This window comes from Streptomyces sp. NPDC059524 (assembly GCF_042749255.1).
GTDB classification, from domain to species: Bacteria; Actinomycetota; Actinomycetes; order Streptomycetales; family Streptomycetaceae; genus Streptomyces; species Streptomyces xanthii.
The window spans coordinates 61,103-75,052 of record NZ_JBHYTK010000012.1 but is presented as its reverse complement, the minus strand read 5'-3'; the positions used below and the strand labels follow the sequence as shown (position 1 = coordinate 75,052).

General features: G+C 69.8%; 22 protein-coding genes. 2 read left to right on the top strand and 20 right to left on the bottom strand.

Annotated features, from left to right (window positions below):
* Positions 1–69: 69 nt before the first annotated feature.
* The 20 genes from ACFW9D_RS05870 to ACFW9D_RS05775 all read right to left on the bottom strand — a co-directional run bounded on the left by ACFW9D_RS05870 (position 70) and on the right by ACFW9D_RS05775 (position 11,150).
* Entirely contained in the window at positions 70–432 is a 363-nt protein-coding gene (locus ACFW9D_RS05870; RefSeq protein WP_384618304.1) for a response regulator transcription factor, read from the bottom strand.
* Positions 429–953 (bottom strand): hypothetical protein, encoded by a 525-nt coding sequence (locus ACFW9D_RS05865; RefSeq protein ID WP_384618302.1) that lies wholly within the window; start codon positions 951–953, stop codon positions 429–431. The genes ACFW9D_RS05870 and ACFW9D_RS05865 overlap by 4 nt, the downstream gene beginning before the upstream one ends.
* A complete protein-coding gene (locus tag ACFW9D_RS05860) occupies positions 950–1,474 on the bottom strand; it encodes a phiSA1p31-related protein (RefSeq protein WP_384618299.1) in 525 nt (174 codons plus the stop codon). Before ACFW9D_RS05860 ends, ACFW9D_RS05865 begins: the two co-directional genes overlap by 4 nt.
* Entirely contained in the window at positions 1,471–1,950 is a 480-nt protein-coding gene (locus tag ACFW9D_RS05855; RefSeq protein WP_384618296.1) for a hypothetical protein, read from the bottom strand. The genes ACFW9D_RS05860 and ACFW9D_RS05855 overlap by 4 nt, the downstream gene beginning before the upstream one ends.
* The gene (locus tag ACFW9D_RS05850; protein WP_384618294.1) at positions 1,950–2,279 is read right to left on the bottom strand and encodes a hypothetical protein; all 330 of its coding nucleotides are present in this window, start codon (positions 2,277–2,279) and stop codon (positions 1,950–1,952) included. The genes ACFW9D_RS05855 and ACFW9D_RS05850 overlap by 1 nt, the downstream gene beginning before the upstream one ends.
* Before the next feature lie 10 nt (positions 2,280–2,289).
* On the bottom strand, positions 2,290–3,162 hold the full coding sequence (locus ACFW9D_RS05845; protein WP_384618291.1) for a hypothetical protein: 873 nt from the start codon (positions 3,160–3,162) through the stop codon (positions 2,290–2,292).
* Positions 3,163–3,187: 25 nt separating this feature from the next.
* Complete coding sequence (locus tag ACFW9D_RS05840; RefSeq protein WP_384618288.1) at positions 3,188–3,376, bottom strand: hypothetical protein; 189 nt, start codon at positions 3,374–3,376, stop codon at positions 3,188–3,190.
* Positions 3,376–3,528 (bottom strand): hypothetical protein, encoded by a 153-nt coding sequence (locus ACFW9D_RS05835; protein ID WP_384618285.1) that lies wholly within the window; start codon positions 3,526–3,528, stop codon positions 3,376–3,378. Before ACFW9D_RS05835 ends, ACFW9D_RS05840 begins: the two co-directional genes overlap by 1 nt.
* A 274-nt stretch (positions 3,529–3,802) precedes the next feature.
* Positions 3,803–4,312 carry a single-stranded DNA-binding protein gene (ssb, locus tag ACFW9D_RS05830; RefSeq protein ID WP_384618282.1) on the bottom strand — a complete coding sequence of 170 codons (510 nt, stop codon included), beginning with the start codon at positions 4,310–4,312 and terminating at the stop codon, positions 3,803–3,805.
* Positions 4,309–5,235, bottom strand: a complete 927-nt coding sequence (locus ACFW9D_RS05825; RefSeq protein ID WP_384618280.1) for a hypothetical protein — start codon at positions 5,233–5,235, stop codon at positions 4,309–4,311. Before ACFW9D_RS05825 ends, ssb begins: the two co-directional genes overlap by 4 nt.
* On the bottom strand, positions 5,232–5,927 hold the full coding sequence (locus ACFW9D_RS05820) for a WhiB family transcriptional regulator (protein ID WP_384618277.1): 696 nt from the start codon (positions 5,925–5,927) through the stop codon (positions 5,232–5,234). Before ACFW9D_RS05820 ends, ACFW9D_RS05825 begins: the two co-directional genes overlap by 4 nt.
* Positions 5,924–6,472, bottom strand: a complete 549-nt coding sequence (locus tag ACFW9D_RS05815) for a RusA family crossover junction endodeoxyribonuclease (RefSeq protein WP_384618274.1) — start codon at positions 6,470–6,472, stop codon at positions 5,924–5,926. Before ACFW9D_RS05815 ends, ACFW9D_RS05820 begins: the two co-directional genes overlap by 4 nt.
* Positions 6,465–7,424: a DUF5131 family protein gene (locus tag ACFW9D_RS05810; protein WP_384618272.1), complete on the bottom strand. Its 960-nt coding sequence runs from the start codon at positions 7,422–7,424 to the stop codon at positions 6,465–6,467. Before ACFW9D_RS05810 ends, ACFW9D_RS05815 begins: the two co-directional genes overlap by 8 nt.
* 220 nt (positions 7,425–7,644) lie before the next feature.
* Positions 7,645–8,298: a hypothetical protein gene (locus ACFW9D_RS05805; RefSeq protein WP_384618270.1), complete on the bottom strand. Its 654-nt coding sequence runs from the start codon at positions 8,296–8,298 to the stop codon at positions 7,645–7,647.
* Positions 8,299–8,396: 98 nt separating this feature from the next.
* Positions 8,397–8,702, bottom strand: a complete 306-nt coding sequence (locus ACFW9D_RS05800; protein ID WP_384618267.1) for a hypothetical protein — start codon at positions 8,700–8,702, stop codon at positions 8,397–8,399.
* 28 nt (positions 8,703–8,730) lie between these two features.
* Positions 8,731–9,018, bottom strand: coding sequence for a hypothetical protein (locus ACFW9D_RS05795; protein WP_384618264.1), 288 nt, complete (start codon positions 9,016–9,018; stop codon positions 8,731–8,733).
* 81 nt (positions 9,019–9,099) lie between these two features.
* On the bottom strand, positions 9,100–9,438 hold the full coding sequence (locus tag ACFW9D_RS05790) for a hypothetical protein (RefSeq protein ID WP_384618261.1): 339 nt from the start codon (positions 9,436–9,438) through the stop codon (positions 9,100–9,102).
* A 184-nt stretch (positions 9,439–9,622) separates the two neighbouring features.
* On the bottom strand, positions 9,623–9,847 hold the full coding sequence (locus ACFW9D_RS05785; RefSeq protein WP_384618258.1) for a MerR family transcriptional regulator: 225 nt from the start codon (positions 9,845–9,847) through the stop codon (positions 9,623–9,625).
* Positions 9,848–9,974: 127 nt separating this feature from the next.
* Positions 9,975–10,526 carry a hypothetical protein gene (locus tag ACFW9D_RS05780; RefSeq protein ID WP_384618255.1) on the bottom strand — a complete coding sequence of 184 codons (552 nt, stop codon included), beginning with the start codon at positions 10,524–10,526 and terminating at the stop codon, positions 9,975–9,977.
* Positions 10,527–10,763: 237 nt separating this feature from the next.
* Positions 10,764–11,150: a hypothetical protein gene (locus tag ACFW9D_RS05775; RefSeq protein WP_384618253.1), complete on the bottom strand. Its 387-nt coding sequence runs from the start codon at positions 11,148–11,150 to the stop codon at positions 10,764–10,766.
* A gap of 662 nt (positions 11,151–11,812) precedes the next feature.
* Here ACFW9D_RS05775 and ACFW9D_RS05770 point away from each other — a divergent pair.
* Complete coding sequence (locus tag ACFW9D_RS05770; RefSeq protein ID WP_384618250.1) at positions 11,813–12,958, top strand: ParA family protein; 1,146 nt, start codon at positions 11,813–11,815, stop codon at positions 12,956–12,958.
* Complete coding sequence (locus tag ACFW9D_RS05765; RefSeq protein ID WP_384618247.1) at positions 12,955–13,881, top strand: hypothetical protein; 927 nt, start codon at positions 12,955–12,957, stop codon at positions 13,879–13,881. The genes ACFW9D_RS05770 and ACFW9D_RS05765 overlap by 4 nt, the downstream gene beginning before the upstream one ends.
* Positions 13,882–13,950 lie beyond the last annotated feature (69 nt).

Sequence of the window (13,950 nt, the reverse complement as noted above, 5' to 3'; positions counted from 1 at the left end):
GGTGTGCCGGGTCTCGGCTCGGGAATCTGGAGACCTTCACGGGCCGATGGTGACTCTGTGTTGATTTCGTCAGCCGGTGGGCCGGTAGCCGCGGTTCGCGTCCGGCGGCACGACGACGTCCTCGAGGCGCAGCAGGCCCAACGCGAGGCCGATCGCGACCGCGTGCGCCCGATCGTCGGCGCGGAGCTTGCGGCGCAGCTTCTGCATCCGCGTCTTCACCGTCTCCTCGGACAAGCCGAGCTCCCGGGCTATGGCGTGGTTCGTCTTACCGTTCGCGGCGAGGCGGAGGGTGTCCTTCTCGCGCGCGGTCAGGTAGGTGCGCGGCTCGGCCGTCGCCGCAGACAGGGCGCGCGGCAGCGTACGGAGCGCGGCCAGAGACGCGGCGGGTCCGCCGCTCGAGGCAGACGGGCCCGACAGGGTGGGCGTGCTCATGCCGGCTGCTCCTCGGCGATCTCCTCCACACGGAACAACGTGATCCGCCGAGCCAGCCGGACCTTCTTGTCCGGCATCGCCGCCCGCGCCCGCTTCACCAAGCGCTTGCCCTCGTCCAGGAACAGCCCCGGGATAGACCCACCCCAGTCCCTCCACCAGTCCTGGCCCTCGGCCTTGTCCAGCCACTGCACGACCAGCTCGTTGCCCACCACTCCGGGCTGCTCAACGTTCACGGCGTCTCGGTAGGCGCCGATGAGCCGCTCAATGGCGTCCACGTGCTCGTTCGCCTCGTCTGTCTGCCCCTGCTTCGTCAGGGTGAGGGCCCAGCGGGCGCTGTGCAGGAGGGCGCCGAGCAGGGCGCGCGGGTTGGCGGGCTTGGTGTCGCCGTCGAAGCGTTCACCGTGCGCTCGCTCGGCTGTGCGGAACCAGGCGGCCCAGGTGTTGTCGTCCCAGTCGTCGCCGTTCGAGGGCGCGTCACGGAGGATGCGGCGGTCGTCGTCGGCGGTGTGGATGTCGGTCATCGGCTGATCTCCTTCGTGGTGGTGGGCTGGAGCGTGAGCGGCCCGAAGTCGGTGACGACCTCAGGGAGTGGGCACGGCTCCCCTGCGCCTTCCGGCAGGACGATGAGCTGCGGCTGGTCGTCCCGGTCGCGCAGGTCGGTGACGCGCCAGATGGTTCCGTCGCAGTCGGCGTAGTCGCGGCCGATCAGGTACGGCTGGTCGTCGTGCATCACGGCCAGGTGGGCGATGGTGACGTTCAGGTAGGTGCCGCAGTCGCACCGGTGCTCGCCGTGCCAGGCGCTGCCGTCGCAGCCCCCGTACGGGAGTTCCTTCACGGTCACCGGCAGGGAGTCCAGGGTGATCAGGTCGTGGTAGTCGCCGCGGGGCTGCTTCCCGCACGCCTTGTGGACGAGGTAGACGCCGCCTTCCTCGATGTGCAGCAGGTACTGGCTGTTGTCGTTCGGGCACGAGCACTCGTCCGTGTGCGGGTCGTCGGCCTCGAGGTCGACCATCTCGGAGATGGGGTTGAACGGGTCGATCACCGGGTGGTCTCCTTCGGGGTCTTGGGGCGGCGGCCGAACGGGAGCCGGCCGGACGGGCGGGGGCGCGGGACGAGCCGCTTCCCGCCAGTGGTGGCCGTGGCGGGGCCGTGCGGGCTCCTGGCGGGCTGGGACGGCTTCGCGGGGGTGTCGGGCACCCACAGCTCCACCCACACGCCCTGGCGCCGCCACACGACCGCCGTACGGCCCGCCTGGTAGTCGTAGGTGGGCTTCGTGTCGCCACCCCCGCCCTGCCAGTACACGAGCGGCCCTACGGAGGCGAACAGGTGCAGGACGCGCGCAGCATCCGGGCCGACGACCTCGCACGTGAGACGCGGGCTGCCGTCCGGTGCCGTGCCCTGCCGCCAGGACGGGATACGGGCCTTGTGGGCACGCTCGTGAGCGAACTCGTACCAGGCGTCCACCGCGTGGTCCTTCACGAGGGTCAGCCGCTCAGCGGGCGTCATCGGGTCGGCCATCACGCGTCCTCCGCCTCGTCGATGACGGGCAGCAGCAGGATCGTGGTGCCGTCGCCGGCCGTGTACCGGAACGGGTGGCCGTCGACAGCGGACTGCATGACGGCTTCCGCGAACGCCTGGCCGGTGTCGTCGTCATTGAGCGGCGTCGTCAGGGCCGCGCGGATCGCTTCGCGTACCTCGTGGCTCTCCGGCCGGTCGAGGTCCGCGTGGTCGGCGGCCAGGGCGATGCCCTTGTCGGTGATCTGGTCGGTGTGCCCGAACGCGATCGCGTGCGCGGCGACCCGGGCGACGTACGTCTGCCGCTCGAGGGTGAACTCTTCGTTGTCCACGGGAGTCCTTTCAGCTGTAGAGGGAGCGGGAGTACTTCTCGGAGCCGTCGGTGATGAACCCGTGGCCGTTGCAGTGGGAGCACGCCGCGACCGACGCCTGCTCGACCACGCCGGTCCAGTAGGTGACCTGCTGCTCCCACACGCTCAGCGCCTCGGCGTAGGTGTCGGCGGCGATCCGGCTCGGGATCGGCAGGGTGAGGGACCTGGAGGCCATGACGGTGACGTTCCGGCCGGACTTGAGCGGCTGGCCCTTGCGCCCCGTGTAGGCCCGCCATTCGGTGCGCGGCTGGTCGTAGGGGATGCGGAGGCTGACGTACACACCGGGCGTGTTCTGGAAGTTGTCGAAGACGTGCTCGACACGCGGCATGGCCTTGAACATGGTCATGAGGTGGTCGACCAGGCCGGGGATGTGTCCGGGGAACAGGTGCTGGTACTCGGGGCGGTCCGCGAGCTGATGCGGGAGCCTCGCGATCCACTGCGGCTGGTCCGGTGCGGGCGGCTCTCGCCCTTCCAGGACGACGATGGGCCCGTCGTAGACGTGCTCCAGCGCCGGCTGCTCCTCCCTGACCGGGTCGTACAGCGAGTACAGGTTGTCGTCGCTGTCCTGGCGGTCCGAGTAGGCCTCCACTGTGAGGGTGGCGGGGTAGCGGGCCGACTCGGCGGCCGGGTCGTTGAGCGCGTAGCTGACGGTCTTCGGCGCCGGCTGCGCGGTCGTGGTGAGACGGGTGGCCTCGTGGTCGGCGGCCCACCATCCGCGGTGCAGCTCCTGCATGGGCTGGCCGTCGGCATAGGTGCCGGTCCGGGTCTTGAACCGGAAGTTCTCGGGCTCGGGCAGGTTGTACAGCCAGCGGCCGTCGGGGTGCTTGAGGGCGTACACGGTCACGGTGAACGGGCCTTTCGTAGGCGGGTTACAGGTCGCGGGCGCTTCGTAGGTCGCGGAGGACGTTCTGCTTGGCGCGCTCGCGGGCGTTGCGGTGAACGTGGGCGGGGACGGGCCGGCCGTTGTCGAGGGCGCGGAGCGTGTCGACGATGTCGGCGTGAATGCCACGCATCCGGTCACGGGCGGTGTCGGACTCGGTGTCGTTCAGGGGCGACATCAGCCCTGCGCCTCCTTCTTCCACTGCTGGCGTTCGGCGCGCTTCACACGCCGGCGTGCCGTCTTGCGGTCGTGGCCGGGGGCCTGCCCGCAGCAGGTGCAGTCGCGACCACCGGGGCCGTCGGGACAGTGGCGGCCGATCATGCGAGGCATCGGAGACTCCTCTGGTTCGGGGTCAGTAGCCGCCGGTGTCGGCGGGGTCGTCGTCGGTGGGGAGCTGGTGGTGGATGCAGTCGGCGTCGTGGGGTTCGCCGGGGCCGGCGGTGCAGTCGCAGGTGAGGGACGACATGGGTGGCCCTTCGGAGGGTGTGGTGGGGTGCAACACCTCCACTATATTCCATAATCCATGGCGGCGCAATGGAAGTGCGGACATGGGAAAGGGGCCCAGCCCCGAAAGGCCAGACCCCTCAACCCACCTGACAGCCGCTCAGAAAGGCGGCTCGGGCTCCCCGCCCCAACCACCCGCCGACTGCTGCCCGCCCGCGGCCGGCGTGCTCCCCCACGGATCGTCCATCCCCTCACGCGACGACGCGGCCTGCGCCGCCCGATACGCATCCTGCTTCCCCTGCCCCGACCCGCCCGCCTTCTCCACCCGCACCGTCGCCGCCCGCAGCGACGGACCAATCGCGTCGATCAACAGCGCCGTCGCCGACCGCTTCTCCCCCTGCTGCGTCTCCCACTTCTCCGTACGCAGCCGGCCCGACACCACCACCTCCATCCCCTTGTCCAGCGACTCCGCGATGTTCTCCGCAGCCCGGTCGAACGCCTTCCCGTCCACGAAGAACGAATCGCCGTCCACCCAATCCCCCGTGACCTGGTCCTTGCGGCGCGCATTGAACGCCAGCCGCACCTTCACGATCGCCTTCCCCTGCGCGCTGAAGCGCAGCTCCGGCGCCTCGATCAGCCGCGCGGTCCCGTTCATCGTCGGCAGGCTCATGCTGCTTCTCCCATCTCGTTCTTCGTCAGTTCCTTGTCACGCAGCTCCCAGCGGCGGCGCCACGGCACCGGCTCGCCCTGCGCCCTGAGCTTCCGGCGGTGCCGGTGCCAGGTCTGCTCCGCCGCCGAAGGCGTCATCTCGAGCCGCGCCGCTATCTGCGCGATGGTCATGTCCGTCCACTCGAACAGATGGCACAGGGCCTCGAGGCGCGCCTCCGCGGACAGGACAACGGACTCACCCATCAGCCACCGGGCGGCGACGTTCTCCCCCTCCGTTGCCGCGGGGGCCGGCGCGTCCGTGGCAGGCGTCGCGTCCGGGTCGTCGATGCTCTCGTCGTCCCACGCGAGCGGTGACACCCAGCCGTTCTTCGCCGCCAGGTTCCGTGTCTTCCACGACGTTCCGGTCGTCATCGACAGGCGGTTGTAGGCGCGGCGGATCCCGTCGTCCATGGCGACCTTGATGGTCGGCCACCTGCCCGCGGCCAGGGCGCACACCCCGTCGCGGGACACGCCTGCTTCGGCGGCGATCTGCCAGTTCAGGTGCCCGAGGGCGTACAGGGCCCGAACACGGCGAACCGCACCCACCGACGGGACATCGCCCGCGGTCACCCGCACGTTCAACGGGACGGCGAGGACCTTGTCCGCGTTCACGGACCGGATCATCTTCTGCCCGTTCACCAGGCGCCGGATCGTCGACGGCTCGAGGCCGCTCTCCCGGCCGACCTGGTAGAAGGTCAGACCGCTGTCCAGAAGCTTCTGAGCGTGCTCGGCCGCAGGACCAGCATCCACGGTGCGCGGCCGCCCGGCGAGGCGGTCCAGCTTCCGCTGCGCGTCTGCGCGCGATGCGGCCTTCGTGCACGCCTTGCAGCGGCACCCGTACGCGTACCGGTTCGCGTTCCCATGGGGCGGGATCGGCCTACTCATGCCGCCAGCCCCACTTCCTGCGCCTGCGCAGCCTCCCGGCTCGACCGGGACCACGCCTTGGCGGCCCGCTCCAACGCCGTACGCGACAGCCCCAGATATGCGGCAATGTCACCGGCCGGCGCCCCCAACTCACGGAGCTGCTCCACCACGTCACGACGCTCGTCACGCACCAGCTGCCAGTCCAGGCGCCGATCACCGGCACCACGCCGCGGCAGACGGTGAGCCCGCGCTCCGAGCCACCACAGAGCCACCCGCACCGTCGCCGCCGAGACCGGCATTCCCCACCGGGTCACCTCGTTGGCTATCTCCTGCGGGCCGTCCCCGCGCACCCGGAGCGGCCACAGCACGTTCTGCCACTGCCACGACAACAGTTGCACGGCCGCGTCCAGGTCGAGCCGACCACCGAGGAGCAGCTCGGCGCGCAGGGCCCGCCGCTGGTCCGCCGTGAGCCCGCCGCGCAGTCCCCAAATGTCCGCCCGGTCGCCCTCGATCGTGCGGGCGGAACGCAGGCAGGCGACGAGGACAGGGCAGTCGGCGCACGCGGTCTGACGGAGCCGGTTGAGGGTGCCCGTCTTGTCGCTGAAGAACGGCTCGTCGTCCATGTCGCGGCAGGCTGCACTGGTCGGCCAGTCGGAGGTGCGGGCGGCGAGTGTTATGGGGCGGCGGGTGCCGTTAGTGGTGTGGCGGGTCACGACGGGTCTCCGGGGAGGGTGTAGAGGCGGATCACGGCACCGGGGGTGTTGAGGGCTTCGGGGTGCTCGTTGGGGAAGGTTTTGGTGGCGGTGACGCGGATGATGCGGGAGTCGTCGACGACTGCTCCGGCGTCTGCGATGCCGTCGAAGGTGGAGCGGAGCAGCTTGTCGATGTCGCCGGAGTGCCGGGTGGTGGGCCAGGTGCGGCGCCGTTTGGGGGCGCTGGCGGGCTTGAGTACGGTGAACACGATCTCGGCTTCGAGGGGGCCGTCCAGGGCGTCGATGCCGCCTGCGGGGTATCCGCCGTGCTCCTTGACGTGCTGGGCGACCATGGCGGTCTGGGTGGCGTTGGTGACGAGGGCTCGCCAGGGCTTGACGCGTTTGGACTGTTCGACGAGGACGGCGCTGCGGCGGCCGGAGGCGCTGTTGAGGCGGTGGCCGGCGTACTTCTTGGAGCCTTGGGGGGCTGGGCGGCCGTGGACGACGATGGTGAGGCGGAGTTCACGGGTGAGGGCTGGCGCGTCGCCGAGTGTGGTGTCAGGCATGGGCGGGCTCCGGGAAGGCGTCGTGGGTGCGTCCGTCGAGCTGACGGCCGGCGTTCTTCTTGCCGATTCGGGCGATCTCTACGCGGTGGCCCATGTCGTCGACCGGGTCGCCGACGAGGAGTACGCCGCGGGAGGTGCCGCCGATGACGAGGTAGCCGGTGGGCGCGTACTCGCCCCATTGCTTGAAGAAGAACGGGACGTTGGCCTCAGCGCACTGGTCGCGGAGGGACTGGGCCCAGGTGGGATCCATGGGGCGGGCCTTCCGGCCGGACTCTCCGCCGACGATGACCCAGTCGATGCCGTGGTACTTGTGGCAGCAGTCGCTGGCGTGCACGTAGGAGGCGGTCAGTCCGTGGCCTCGCTCACTGCCCATCGTGCGTACGGCCTGCTTGAGGTTGACGGGCCCGAGGAGGGGCTCGCAGGACAGGAACCGGATGGCGGCGGGGGTTCGGAGGAGGGCGGGGATGCGGATGTTGGCCCACTGCTGGTTCTCCACGCTGACGCCGAGCCAGAGGCTCGGTAGGGGCCATGCCCACTGGTCGGGGGGAAGGCCCTTGCTGAGGGCGCGGGTGCGTACCTCGTTGACGAAGGCGGGGTCGTTGAGGAGGTGCCGCATGCGGGCGTGGCGCTTGGTGAGGAGCTGGAAGGTGTGGCGGTGGGCGGCGGCCATGACGGCGAAGATGTCGGCGATCCAGGCCTGGTCGACTTCGTCGTGGAAGAGGTCGCTCATGGAGTTAACGAAGACGCGGGCGGGCTTGCGCCACTTCAGGGGGTCGTTGACCTTGTCGGTGCGGATCTGGATGTCGAAGCCCTTGGGGAACGCGGTGTGGCCGCGGAAGCGTTCGGCGATGGTTTCGGCGTAGCAGTTGTCGCAGCCGGCGCTGACCTTGGTGCAGCCGGTGACGGGGTTCCAGGTGCGGTCGGTCCATTCGATGGTGGTGGTGTCGCTCATGGGGTGGCGTACTCCTGTACGGGGGTGGGTTGGCCGTGGGGTCCGGTGCGGAGGTGGGTGGCTTGGCCGTAGGGGTGGCCGATGTGCACGGCTGCGCACCAGGGGCAGCGGTAGGTCTTGAAGGTGGGGCCGCCGGTTCCGCGTATTTGGCGGGTGCGTCGGCGGGCGGCGCGGCGGCTGGGGAAGCGGGTTTTGCCGTAGCAGCCAGCGAGGTAGCCGTTCATGCCGTGTCCGGGTGTTCGCGGGCTTGCTCGTTGGTGGCGCGGTTGTGGAGTCCGGTGATGATGTCGTCGACGGTGAGGGGCTGGGTGTCGGCGGCGGAGGCGTGGGCGCGCCGGATGCCTTCTTGGAGGTGGACCACGATGGGCGGCTTCGGTGCGGGGACCGGGTGGACGCCCTCGTCGAGCTCGGTCTGGTGGTCGAGGCTGTGGACGCGGGTGCAGGAGCGGGTGATCTCGCGGGCGGCGGTGAGCTCGGCGGCGGAGTGCACGAGGTGCTCGTGGATGGCGCCGTACGGGCAGGGGACGTGGGCGGTGAACTCCGGGGCCTGGCCGGGCGGCACGTGGACGGGCATCCGGGGGTCGGTGTGGGTGATGCGGGTGCCGTCGGCGAGGTGGGCGGTGGGGCCGTGCCAGGCGAGGACGGGTATGGGGAGGCGGGCCATGGCGGAGGCGAGGGCAGCGCGGACGGCGGTCTGCTCCTCGGCGCCGAGGGGGCCGACGAACGCCCGTCGGGTGGGGAGGGGGTGGCGGAGGTCGACCAGGGTGGTGGGGTCAGCCGGCGTCGGGGCCGGGGTCGTCCTGGCGGCCCGGGTGCGGGGCTTGTTGGCGGCCGTCTTCTTGGCGGTCTTCTTCGCCGCGGTGCGTGTGGCCATGGCCGTTCTCCGTTCGGTGGGACCGGGTGGTGCTCCGAGGGGTGTGGGGGTGGAGGATCAGGTAGATCGCGAGTGCGCCGATGCCGCAGGCGATGGCGTCAGGCCCGGACACCGGTGCGCCTGCGCTCCTTGCGGGCCTGGTGGTAGGCGACCTCGGCCTGCGCGGTGACTTCGGCTCGGTGGGTGTTGGCCAGGCCGATCACGGTGTTGGCGTAGCCCATGCGGTACAGCTCGGCGGGGAGCGAGTTGCGGGCGTCGGCGGCGAGCAGGGCGGTGGCGCGCTGCTTGAGGATGGTGATGTTGTCGCCGTTCTGGTGCTCGTCGTAGGCGTCGGCGACGCCGAGGGCGTAGAACGGGTCGTTCGCGAAGGAGTTGGTGGCGGGGGCGAGGGTGGTGATGCTCATGGCGGGAGTCCGTTCGGTGTCGTGGGCGTCAGGCCGCAGTGAGTTCGGCGGGGGCGAGCTCGTGGGCCAGGGCGGGGGCGTGGACGAAGATCGGGGTGCCGTTGCCGTGGTTGGTGTCGGTGTGGAGGGTCCACATGCAGACGCCGGGGCCGGCGGGGAGGCGGGTGGTGTGGCCGCCGAGGGCGGTCCGCCAGGCGGTGAGTTCGGCGAGGCTGGTGGTGAAGACGTGGGCCTGACCGGCGGTCTCGGTGATGCGGGTGAACATCAACGCGTTGCGGTCGGCGGCGGCTTCGGCGCGTTCTGCGGCGGTGAGCATGGTCTTCTCCGGGGTGTGGCACCCGGGAGCGGTGACGTGCGGCGGGGCCGCGTCTGCCGCTCCCGGGGAGCTTGTGGTGGGTCAGGCGCAGTCGTGGGCGCAGGTGGGGCACTGGAGGCGGTCGAGGTTGCCGCCGGTGTCGGGGTCGGTGACGCGTACGCCGGGGAGGGTGGCGTCGAAGATGAGGTCGCAGCCGCAGCCCTGGTTGAAGCAGTCGCAGAGGGCGATGACGTGGCCGGCCGGGGCGTAGATGCCGATGGCGTGGGCGGCGCGGGCGAGGGCGGCCTCGAAGGCGTCCTTGTTCCTGGTGTTGTCGGCGGCTTCGATGTGGAGGTCGTAGGCGTCCTGGATGGTGGTGGGGAGCTGGCCGTAGTGGGTGGCGGTGGGGAGTGTGATGTGCGGGATTTGGGCGTGCGTCATCACGGCCACGGCGGGCTCCGTCCTGGGTGAACTGGGGTGTGCCGCCTCGGGGTTGTGGTGGGGCGGCTTGACACAACAACCATAAGCCATAACCCATGGCGCCGCAATGGGTTTGCGTGTCTGGGCATGCGAAAGGCCCTCCACCCCCGAGGCGTCGGGGTGGAGGGCCTAAGGGCCGGCCAGGTCAGCTTCCGAACGTGCGGTCCGCGTGGAGTACGAGGAGCTCACTGTCGGAGTAGTGGACGGATCCCCCGCTGCGGCTCGTCCGGAGCCCCGCCTCCTTCGCCCATCGGCGCAGGGTGGACTCGGGGACCGGGTACCCGGTCTGCGCGAACAGAGCGACGGCCTCCTTGATGGTGACCGGGTCCTCTATACGTCCGACGCTCGGGCTGAGAGCGGCTGTGGCCATGGCGGCCTCCCAGAATCGACGGCTGGCAGTTCGCAGCTACCGCAGCCGATAACGGGCCCGGACCTTGTGGGTCCGGTTGTGGGGAAAACGTGTTCAGTTGTTGTGACTTAGACACGCCACACGGGCATCAGGTTGCACGCACGGAGAGCCTTTCCTGCTCCTGGATGTGCTCGTGCGCCAGGAACGCGAGCGACCAGGTGGAGGCGCGGCCGTCGCTGGTGCAGCGACGGTTGCGGCACACGGCTGCCTTGAGGCCGGAGTGCCAGTGGAGGCCGACGGTGCCGCAGCCGGGGCAGCGGTGGCGGCGGACGACGAGCTTGTCGCCGGTCAGGATGGCGTGCTCGAGGTACTGCCGGTAGATGATCGTGTCGCGTCGCTGCCGGGCGGCACGGTCGTCGTGTTCGGTGTTGCGCAGGCACCAGTCGTAGACGGCGGCTGCTTCGGCCGGCAGGGGTTCGAGGGTGCCGGGTGATTCGCGGGTCATGTAGTCGCGGATCTCGCGGACGCTGTCGGCGATGTGGGACACCGTGTCGACGTTGAGGGGCGCGGTGTTCTCGATGCTGCGCACGGGGGCGGTGGGGCCGCCGGTATGGCCGGTGGTGGGGAGTTCCACGAAGTAGCGGGCGAGGTGGGCGAGCTGGGCGCTGGCTTGTTGTGCGGTGCTGTCCGTGGTCCCCATGGTCAACGTGTTCCCCGTCCCCTGTCGGCCACCCGGGGGCGCGGGTCGTCCGAGACGTTACGGGGCGCGCGCCGGGGGCCGGATTCTGTCACTCCGGGTGATTCCGGACGCCCCATCATGGCACCTATGGGGCGGGAGTTGAACGCTTAGCGATAAACGATCAACGCAGGGCGAGCGGTCTTCACAAACGGCGCGCGGGCAAATGGGAAGAACCCCCGGCATATTCACCACACGGTGTCAGGCGCCGTGCGCGACCCGGGCCGCCTGCTTCGCTCCCTCCAGGAGACCGGCCAACTTCTGCTGCTGCTCGGCATCGACGATGCCCTGCGCCTGCGCCCCGGCGGTGATGGTGACAGCGGCGTCGATCGCGACGTTGAACGCGGCGAGGACCCGCGGGTCGGTGAGGCTGAGGTGCTCGCGCAGGTAGGCGAGCTCGAGGTACTCGGTGAGCGGGGCGAGGACCGCGGCCGCGTCACCTTCTGGTTCCGGGTCCGGGATCATGCCCGCTCCCCCGCTGCGATGGGTGGCTCGCCGGCCGGTGCGGGGGGCGAGCGGGATGATGCGGGCGTCCTCCACGCCGGGCGCTTCGGTGGGCCCGCCAGGGATGGGTTCTGCTGAGGGCATGGGGCGTCTCCGCTCCTCCGGCAGAAGGGTGGTCGTGGGAAGGGTCTCGTACGCCGATGCTCGCAGTTCACCGGCCCCCCAGGTGCGTGCGTGACTGCCAGTTCACGCGCGCGTAGGCCACTGTGACAGGGCGAGGGCTCTACCCGGTAGACATGCAGAAGATTTCATACCCAATGTTTGGCCAAAGGTGGTGGGTTCTGGCCGCTTCTGCTATCGGGCCGTGTGTGACGGTGGGTGAACATGAGGAAGGCCACCAACCGGGATGGGTGGCGGCCTGAGAGTCACAGTGATTGCGCAAGCGCAGCGTAGCCCAGGGCGGCGCCACGCGTCAGGGATTGCTCCCCACCAGTCTGATGCTGCTGGGTGGGGCGCCGGAGCTGCGACGCCCCACAGGGTCCCGGCGCCCCCAGCACGCCCGTCCTGACCGGGCGCTCGCCCCCACAGGCCATCGTAGATATATGCATGTTGAAAGAGGTCGGGCGCGGGTTCACTCCTCCGAGTGACGGAAAAACCCCGGCATCCAGGCGTTTTTCGATCAAAGTTGACCGGATGCGTAACTCGCGCTCCATGCACGGCAGTTGAGTGTTCGCGTGACACGCCCGGCGCGGCCGCTTCGACTACGGTGACGACCCCCGGCAACATCAACTGGTAATTTGCTCGCCATGACTACCCCGGGCGCCGGTGAAGGGCGCGAAAAACTACTCGTCAACCTGACTCCGGAACTGCGCCGGGACCTGCGCATCCGGGCTGCCGAGCACGGCCTGAACATGCAGGACGCAGCCACGGCGGCACTGGCTCACTGGTACAGCTCGACCGGCACGGTCGACGTCGACACCAAGGGAGCGAAGTCCTGGGGGGTGTTCCTCCCCGCCGGCGGCCCACAGCGGTTCACGCAGGAGTGCGAAGAGCGCCGCATGACCAAGGTGCAGGGCATGGCCCAGGCCATCACCCTGTGGCTCCAGGCCCATCCGTCGCCGAGCGAGCGACTTGTCAACCAGCCCGTGAAGCGCATCCTGGTGGGCAACCAGAAGGGCGGCGTCGGTAAGACGTTCGTCGCGTCCGGGCTCGCCCAGGCCATGGCGGAGATGGGTCTGCGCGTACTCCTCGTCGACTACGACCCGCAGGCGCACCTCACCAGCCGTATGCAGATCCCCGGCCTGCCCGACGGCTCCGACAGTCTCCTCAAGCACATGCTCGGCGAAGGCGAGAAGCACCTGGCCCGGTCCCTCGTCGCCCTCCCCCAGGAGCGGTTCGGCGGACGCCTGCACGTCCTGCCCGCGAGCAAGGACGCCTTCCTCATGGACGCCAAGCTCGCGCTGCTCCAGGTCGGCCGCGACACGTGCCTGGCGCGCGCCCTGGCACCGCTCGAGGACTCCTACGACGTCATCATCCTGGACGGCCCGCCGAACCTCGGTCTGGCCATAGACCTCGCCATCAACTACGTGCAGCGCCGGCCGGGTGAGCTCATCGACCACTCCGGCATCCTCATTCCGGTCTGGTCGGACCGTTCGTCGTTCGACGCCTACGAGATGCTCAATGAGCAGATCGGTACGCACTCCCGGATGACGGGAGCGGTTGTCGACCAGCTCGGCTTCGTCGTGAACGCCTACGACTCTCGCAAGGGCATCGTCACCCGTAGCTTCTACGACGGGTGGAACGAGCTCACCACGCCCGGGGTGCTGGCCACGCTGAAGGACTCGATCGAGGGTCGTGAGGCCTCCGACTATCAGGTTCCGCTGCTGGAGCATGCTCCGGAGTCGGATCAGGCGAACGTGATGAGGGCGCTGGCGAAGGAGCTGGCCGCATGAGTGGGAAGCGGAAGATTCCGCCGGTCATTCCCGTCATCGGCTCGGGGGACAGCGGCTCGTCGCGTGAGGACGAGATGAGGCAGTGGGAGGAGCAGCAGGCGCAGCTGCGTGCTCAGCAGGCGGCCCCGGCCGCCGCCCCGCAGCCGGCTGTGGCGCCCGTTCCCGCACCCGCTGCCGCTCCGCTGACCCCGTGGACACCGAGCGACGTGAGCGCGGAGGAGCCGGCCGGGGCTGTTGCGGTGACGGCGCCGTCGGCTGCCGGGTACCTTCCGATGCCTGAGTTCACCGAGCCGGATAGCGATGACCCGCGGGAGCGGCTGGAGTTCTACACGCGCGGCATCCTCGCGGTGCAGTACGCGGCCCGCTCCAACCACGAGCGCGCCGAGCAGCAGAAGCTCATCGGGCTTGGGCTCCGCCTTCATGCGATGAAGCAGGAGGAGTTGCACCTGGAAGCCGGGTTCGACACGTTCGGCGACCTCACCGAGGCGCGGTTCGGCATCAAGAAACACCAGGCGAACAACATCATCCGGGTGCTCGGGGTGGCGCAGGCGCTCGAAGACATCACCACGCAGGAGCTCAAGGAGCGTCCTCTGCGGGTACTGGTGCCGATACTGGACACGCATGGCTCGGAGGCAGTTCGGGGTACGTGGCTGGAGGCAGCGCGCCACGGCAACGTCACGGACACAGCGTTGAAGGAGGCGGCGAACTTCTTGGGGTTCGCGCCGCCGGTGGACGCGACACCCTCGAACTCCGAGGCCGGCAAAAAGTCGAAGCCGGCGCCGCGTCCCAGCGTCTCACTGCAGGCGGTGGAGAGGATTCGCTCGCTCGCGGCACAGGATCCGGCTAAGGCTCGGCGGGAAGCCGAGGAGCTTGAGAGTGCTGTGCGGGAGTTGCTGGAGGAGCTGGCGGGCGCCGTTCAGTAGCGACTGCGCGGGTGGTGACCAATGGTCACCACCTTGTCGTCGGTGTGACGTGAAGGTGGTGACCATTGG

What these genes read in the sequence shown, in the direction of transcription:
- ACFW9D_RS05835 (WP_384618285.1), bottom strand. Translation starts at nt 3,528, where the DNA reads ATGCCTCGCATGATCGGCCGCCACTGTCCCGACGGCCCCGGTGGTCGC.
- ssb (WP_384618282.1), bottom strand. Translation starts at nt 4,312, where the DNA reads ATGAGCCTGCCGACGATGAACGGGACCGCGCGGCTGATCGAGGCGCCG.
- ACFW9D_RS05815 (WP_384618274.1), bottom strand. Translation starts at nt 6,472, where the DNA reads ATGCCTGACACCACACTCGGCGACGCGCCAGCCCTCACCCGTGAACTC.
- ACFW9D_RS05775 (WP_384618253.1), bottom strand. Translation starts at nt 11,150, where the DNA reads ATGCCCTCAGCAGAACCCATCCCTGGCGGGCCCACCGAAGCGCCCGGC.
- ACFW9D_RS05785 (WP_384618258.1), bottom strand. Translation starts at nt 9,847, where the DNA reads ATGGCCACAGCCGCTCTCAGCCCGAGCGTCGGACGTATAGAGGACCCG.
- ACFW9D_RS05765 (WP_384618247.1), top strand. Translation starts at nt 12,955, where the DNA reads ATGAGTGGGAAGCGGAAGATTCCGCCGGTCATTCCCGTCATCGGCTCG.
- ACFW9D_RS05840 (WP_384618288.1), bottom strand. Translation starts at nt 3,376, where the DNA reads ATGTCGCCCCTGAACGACACCGAGTCCGACACCGCCCGTGACCGGATG.
- ACFW9D_RS05810 (WP_384618272.1), bottom strand. Translation starts at nt 7,424, where the DNA reads ATGAGCGACACCACCACCATCGAATGGACCGACCGCACCTGGAACCCC.
- ACFW9D_RS05870 (WP_384618304.1), bottom strand. Translation starts at nt 432, where the DNA reads ATGAGCACGCCCACCCTGTCGGGCCCGTCTGCCTCGAGCGGCGGACCC.
- ACFW9D_RS05825 (WP_384618280.1), bottom strand. Translation starts at nt 5,235, where the DNA reads ATGAGTAGGCCGATCCCGCCCCATGGGAACGCGAACCGGTACGCGTAC.
- ACFW9D_RS05865 (WP_384618302.1), bottom strand. Translation starts at nt 953, where the DNA reads ATGACCGACATCCACACCGCCGACGACGACCGCCGCATCCTCCGTGAC.
- ACFW9D_RS05805 (WP_384618270.1), bottom strand. Translation starts at nt 8,298, where the DNA reads ATGGCCACACGCACCGCGGCGAAGAAGACCGCCAAGAAGACGGCCGCC.
- ACFW9D_RS05855 (WP_384618296.1), bottom strand. Translation starts at nt 1,950, where the DNA reads ATGGCCGACCCGATGACGCCCGCTGAGCGGCTGACCCTCGTGAAGGAC.
- ACFW9D_RS05780 (WP_384618255.1), bottom strand. Translation starts at nt 10,526, where the DNA reads ATGGGGACCACGGACAGCACCGCACAACAAGCCAGCGCCCAGCTCGCC.
- ACFW9D_RS05800 (WP_384618267.1), bottom strand. Translation starts at nt 8,702, where the DNA reads ATGAGCATCACCACCCTCGCCCCCGCCACCAACTCCTTCGCGAACGAC.
- ACFW9D_RS05795 (WP_384618264.1), bottom strand. Translation starts at nt 9,018, where the DNA reads ATGCTCACCGCCGCAGAACGCGCCGAAGCCGCCGCCGACCGCAACGCG.
- ACFW9D_RS05790 (WP_384618261.1), bottom strand. Translation starts at nt 9,438, where the DNA reads ATGACGCACGCCCAAATCCCGCACATCACACTCCCCACCGCCACCCAC.
- ACFW9D_RS05770 (WP_384618250.1), top strand. Translation starts at nt 11,813, where the DNA reads ATGACTACCCCGGGCGCCGGTGAAGGGCGCGAAAAACTACTCGTCAAC.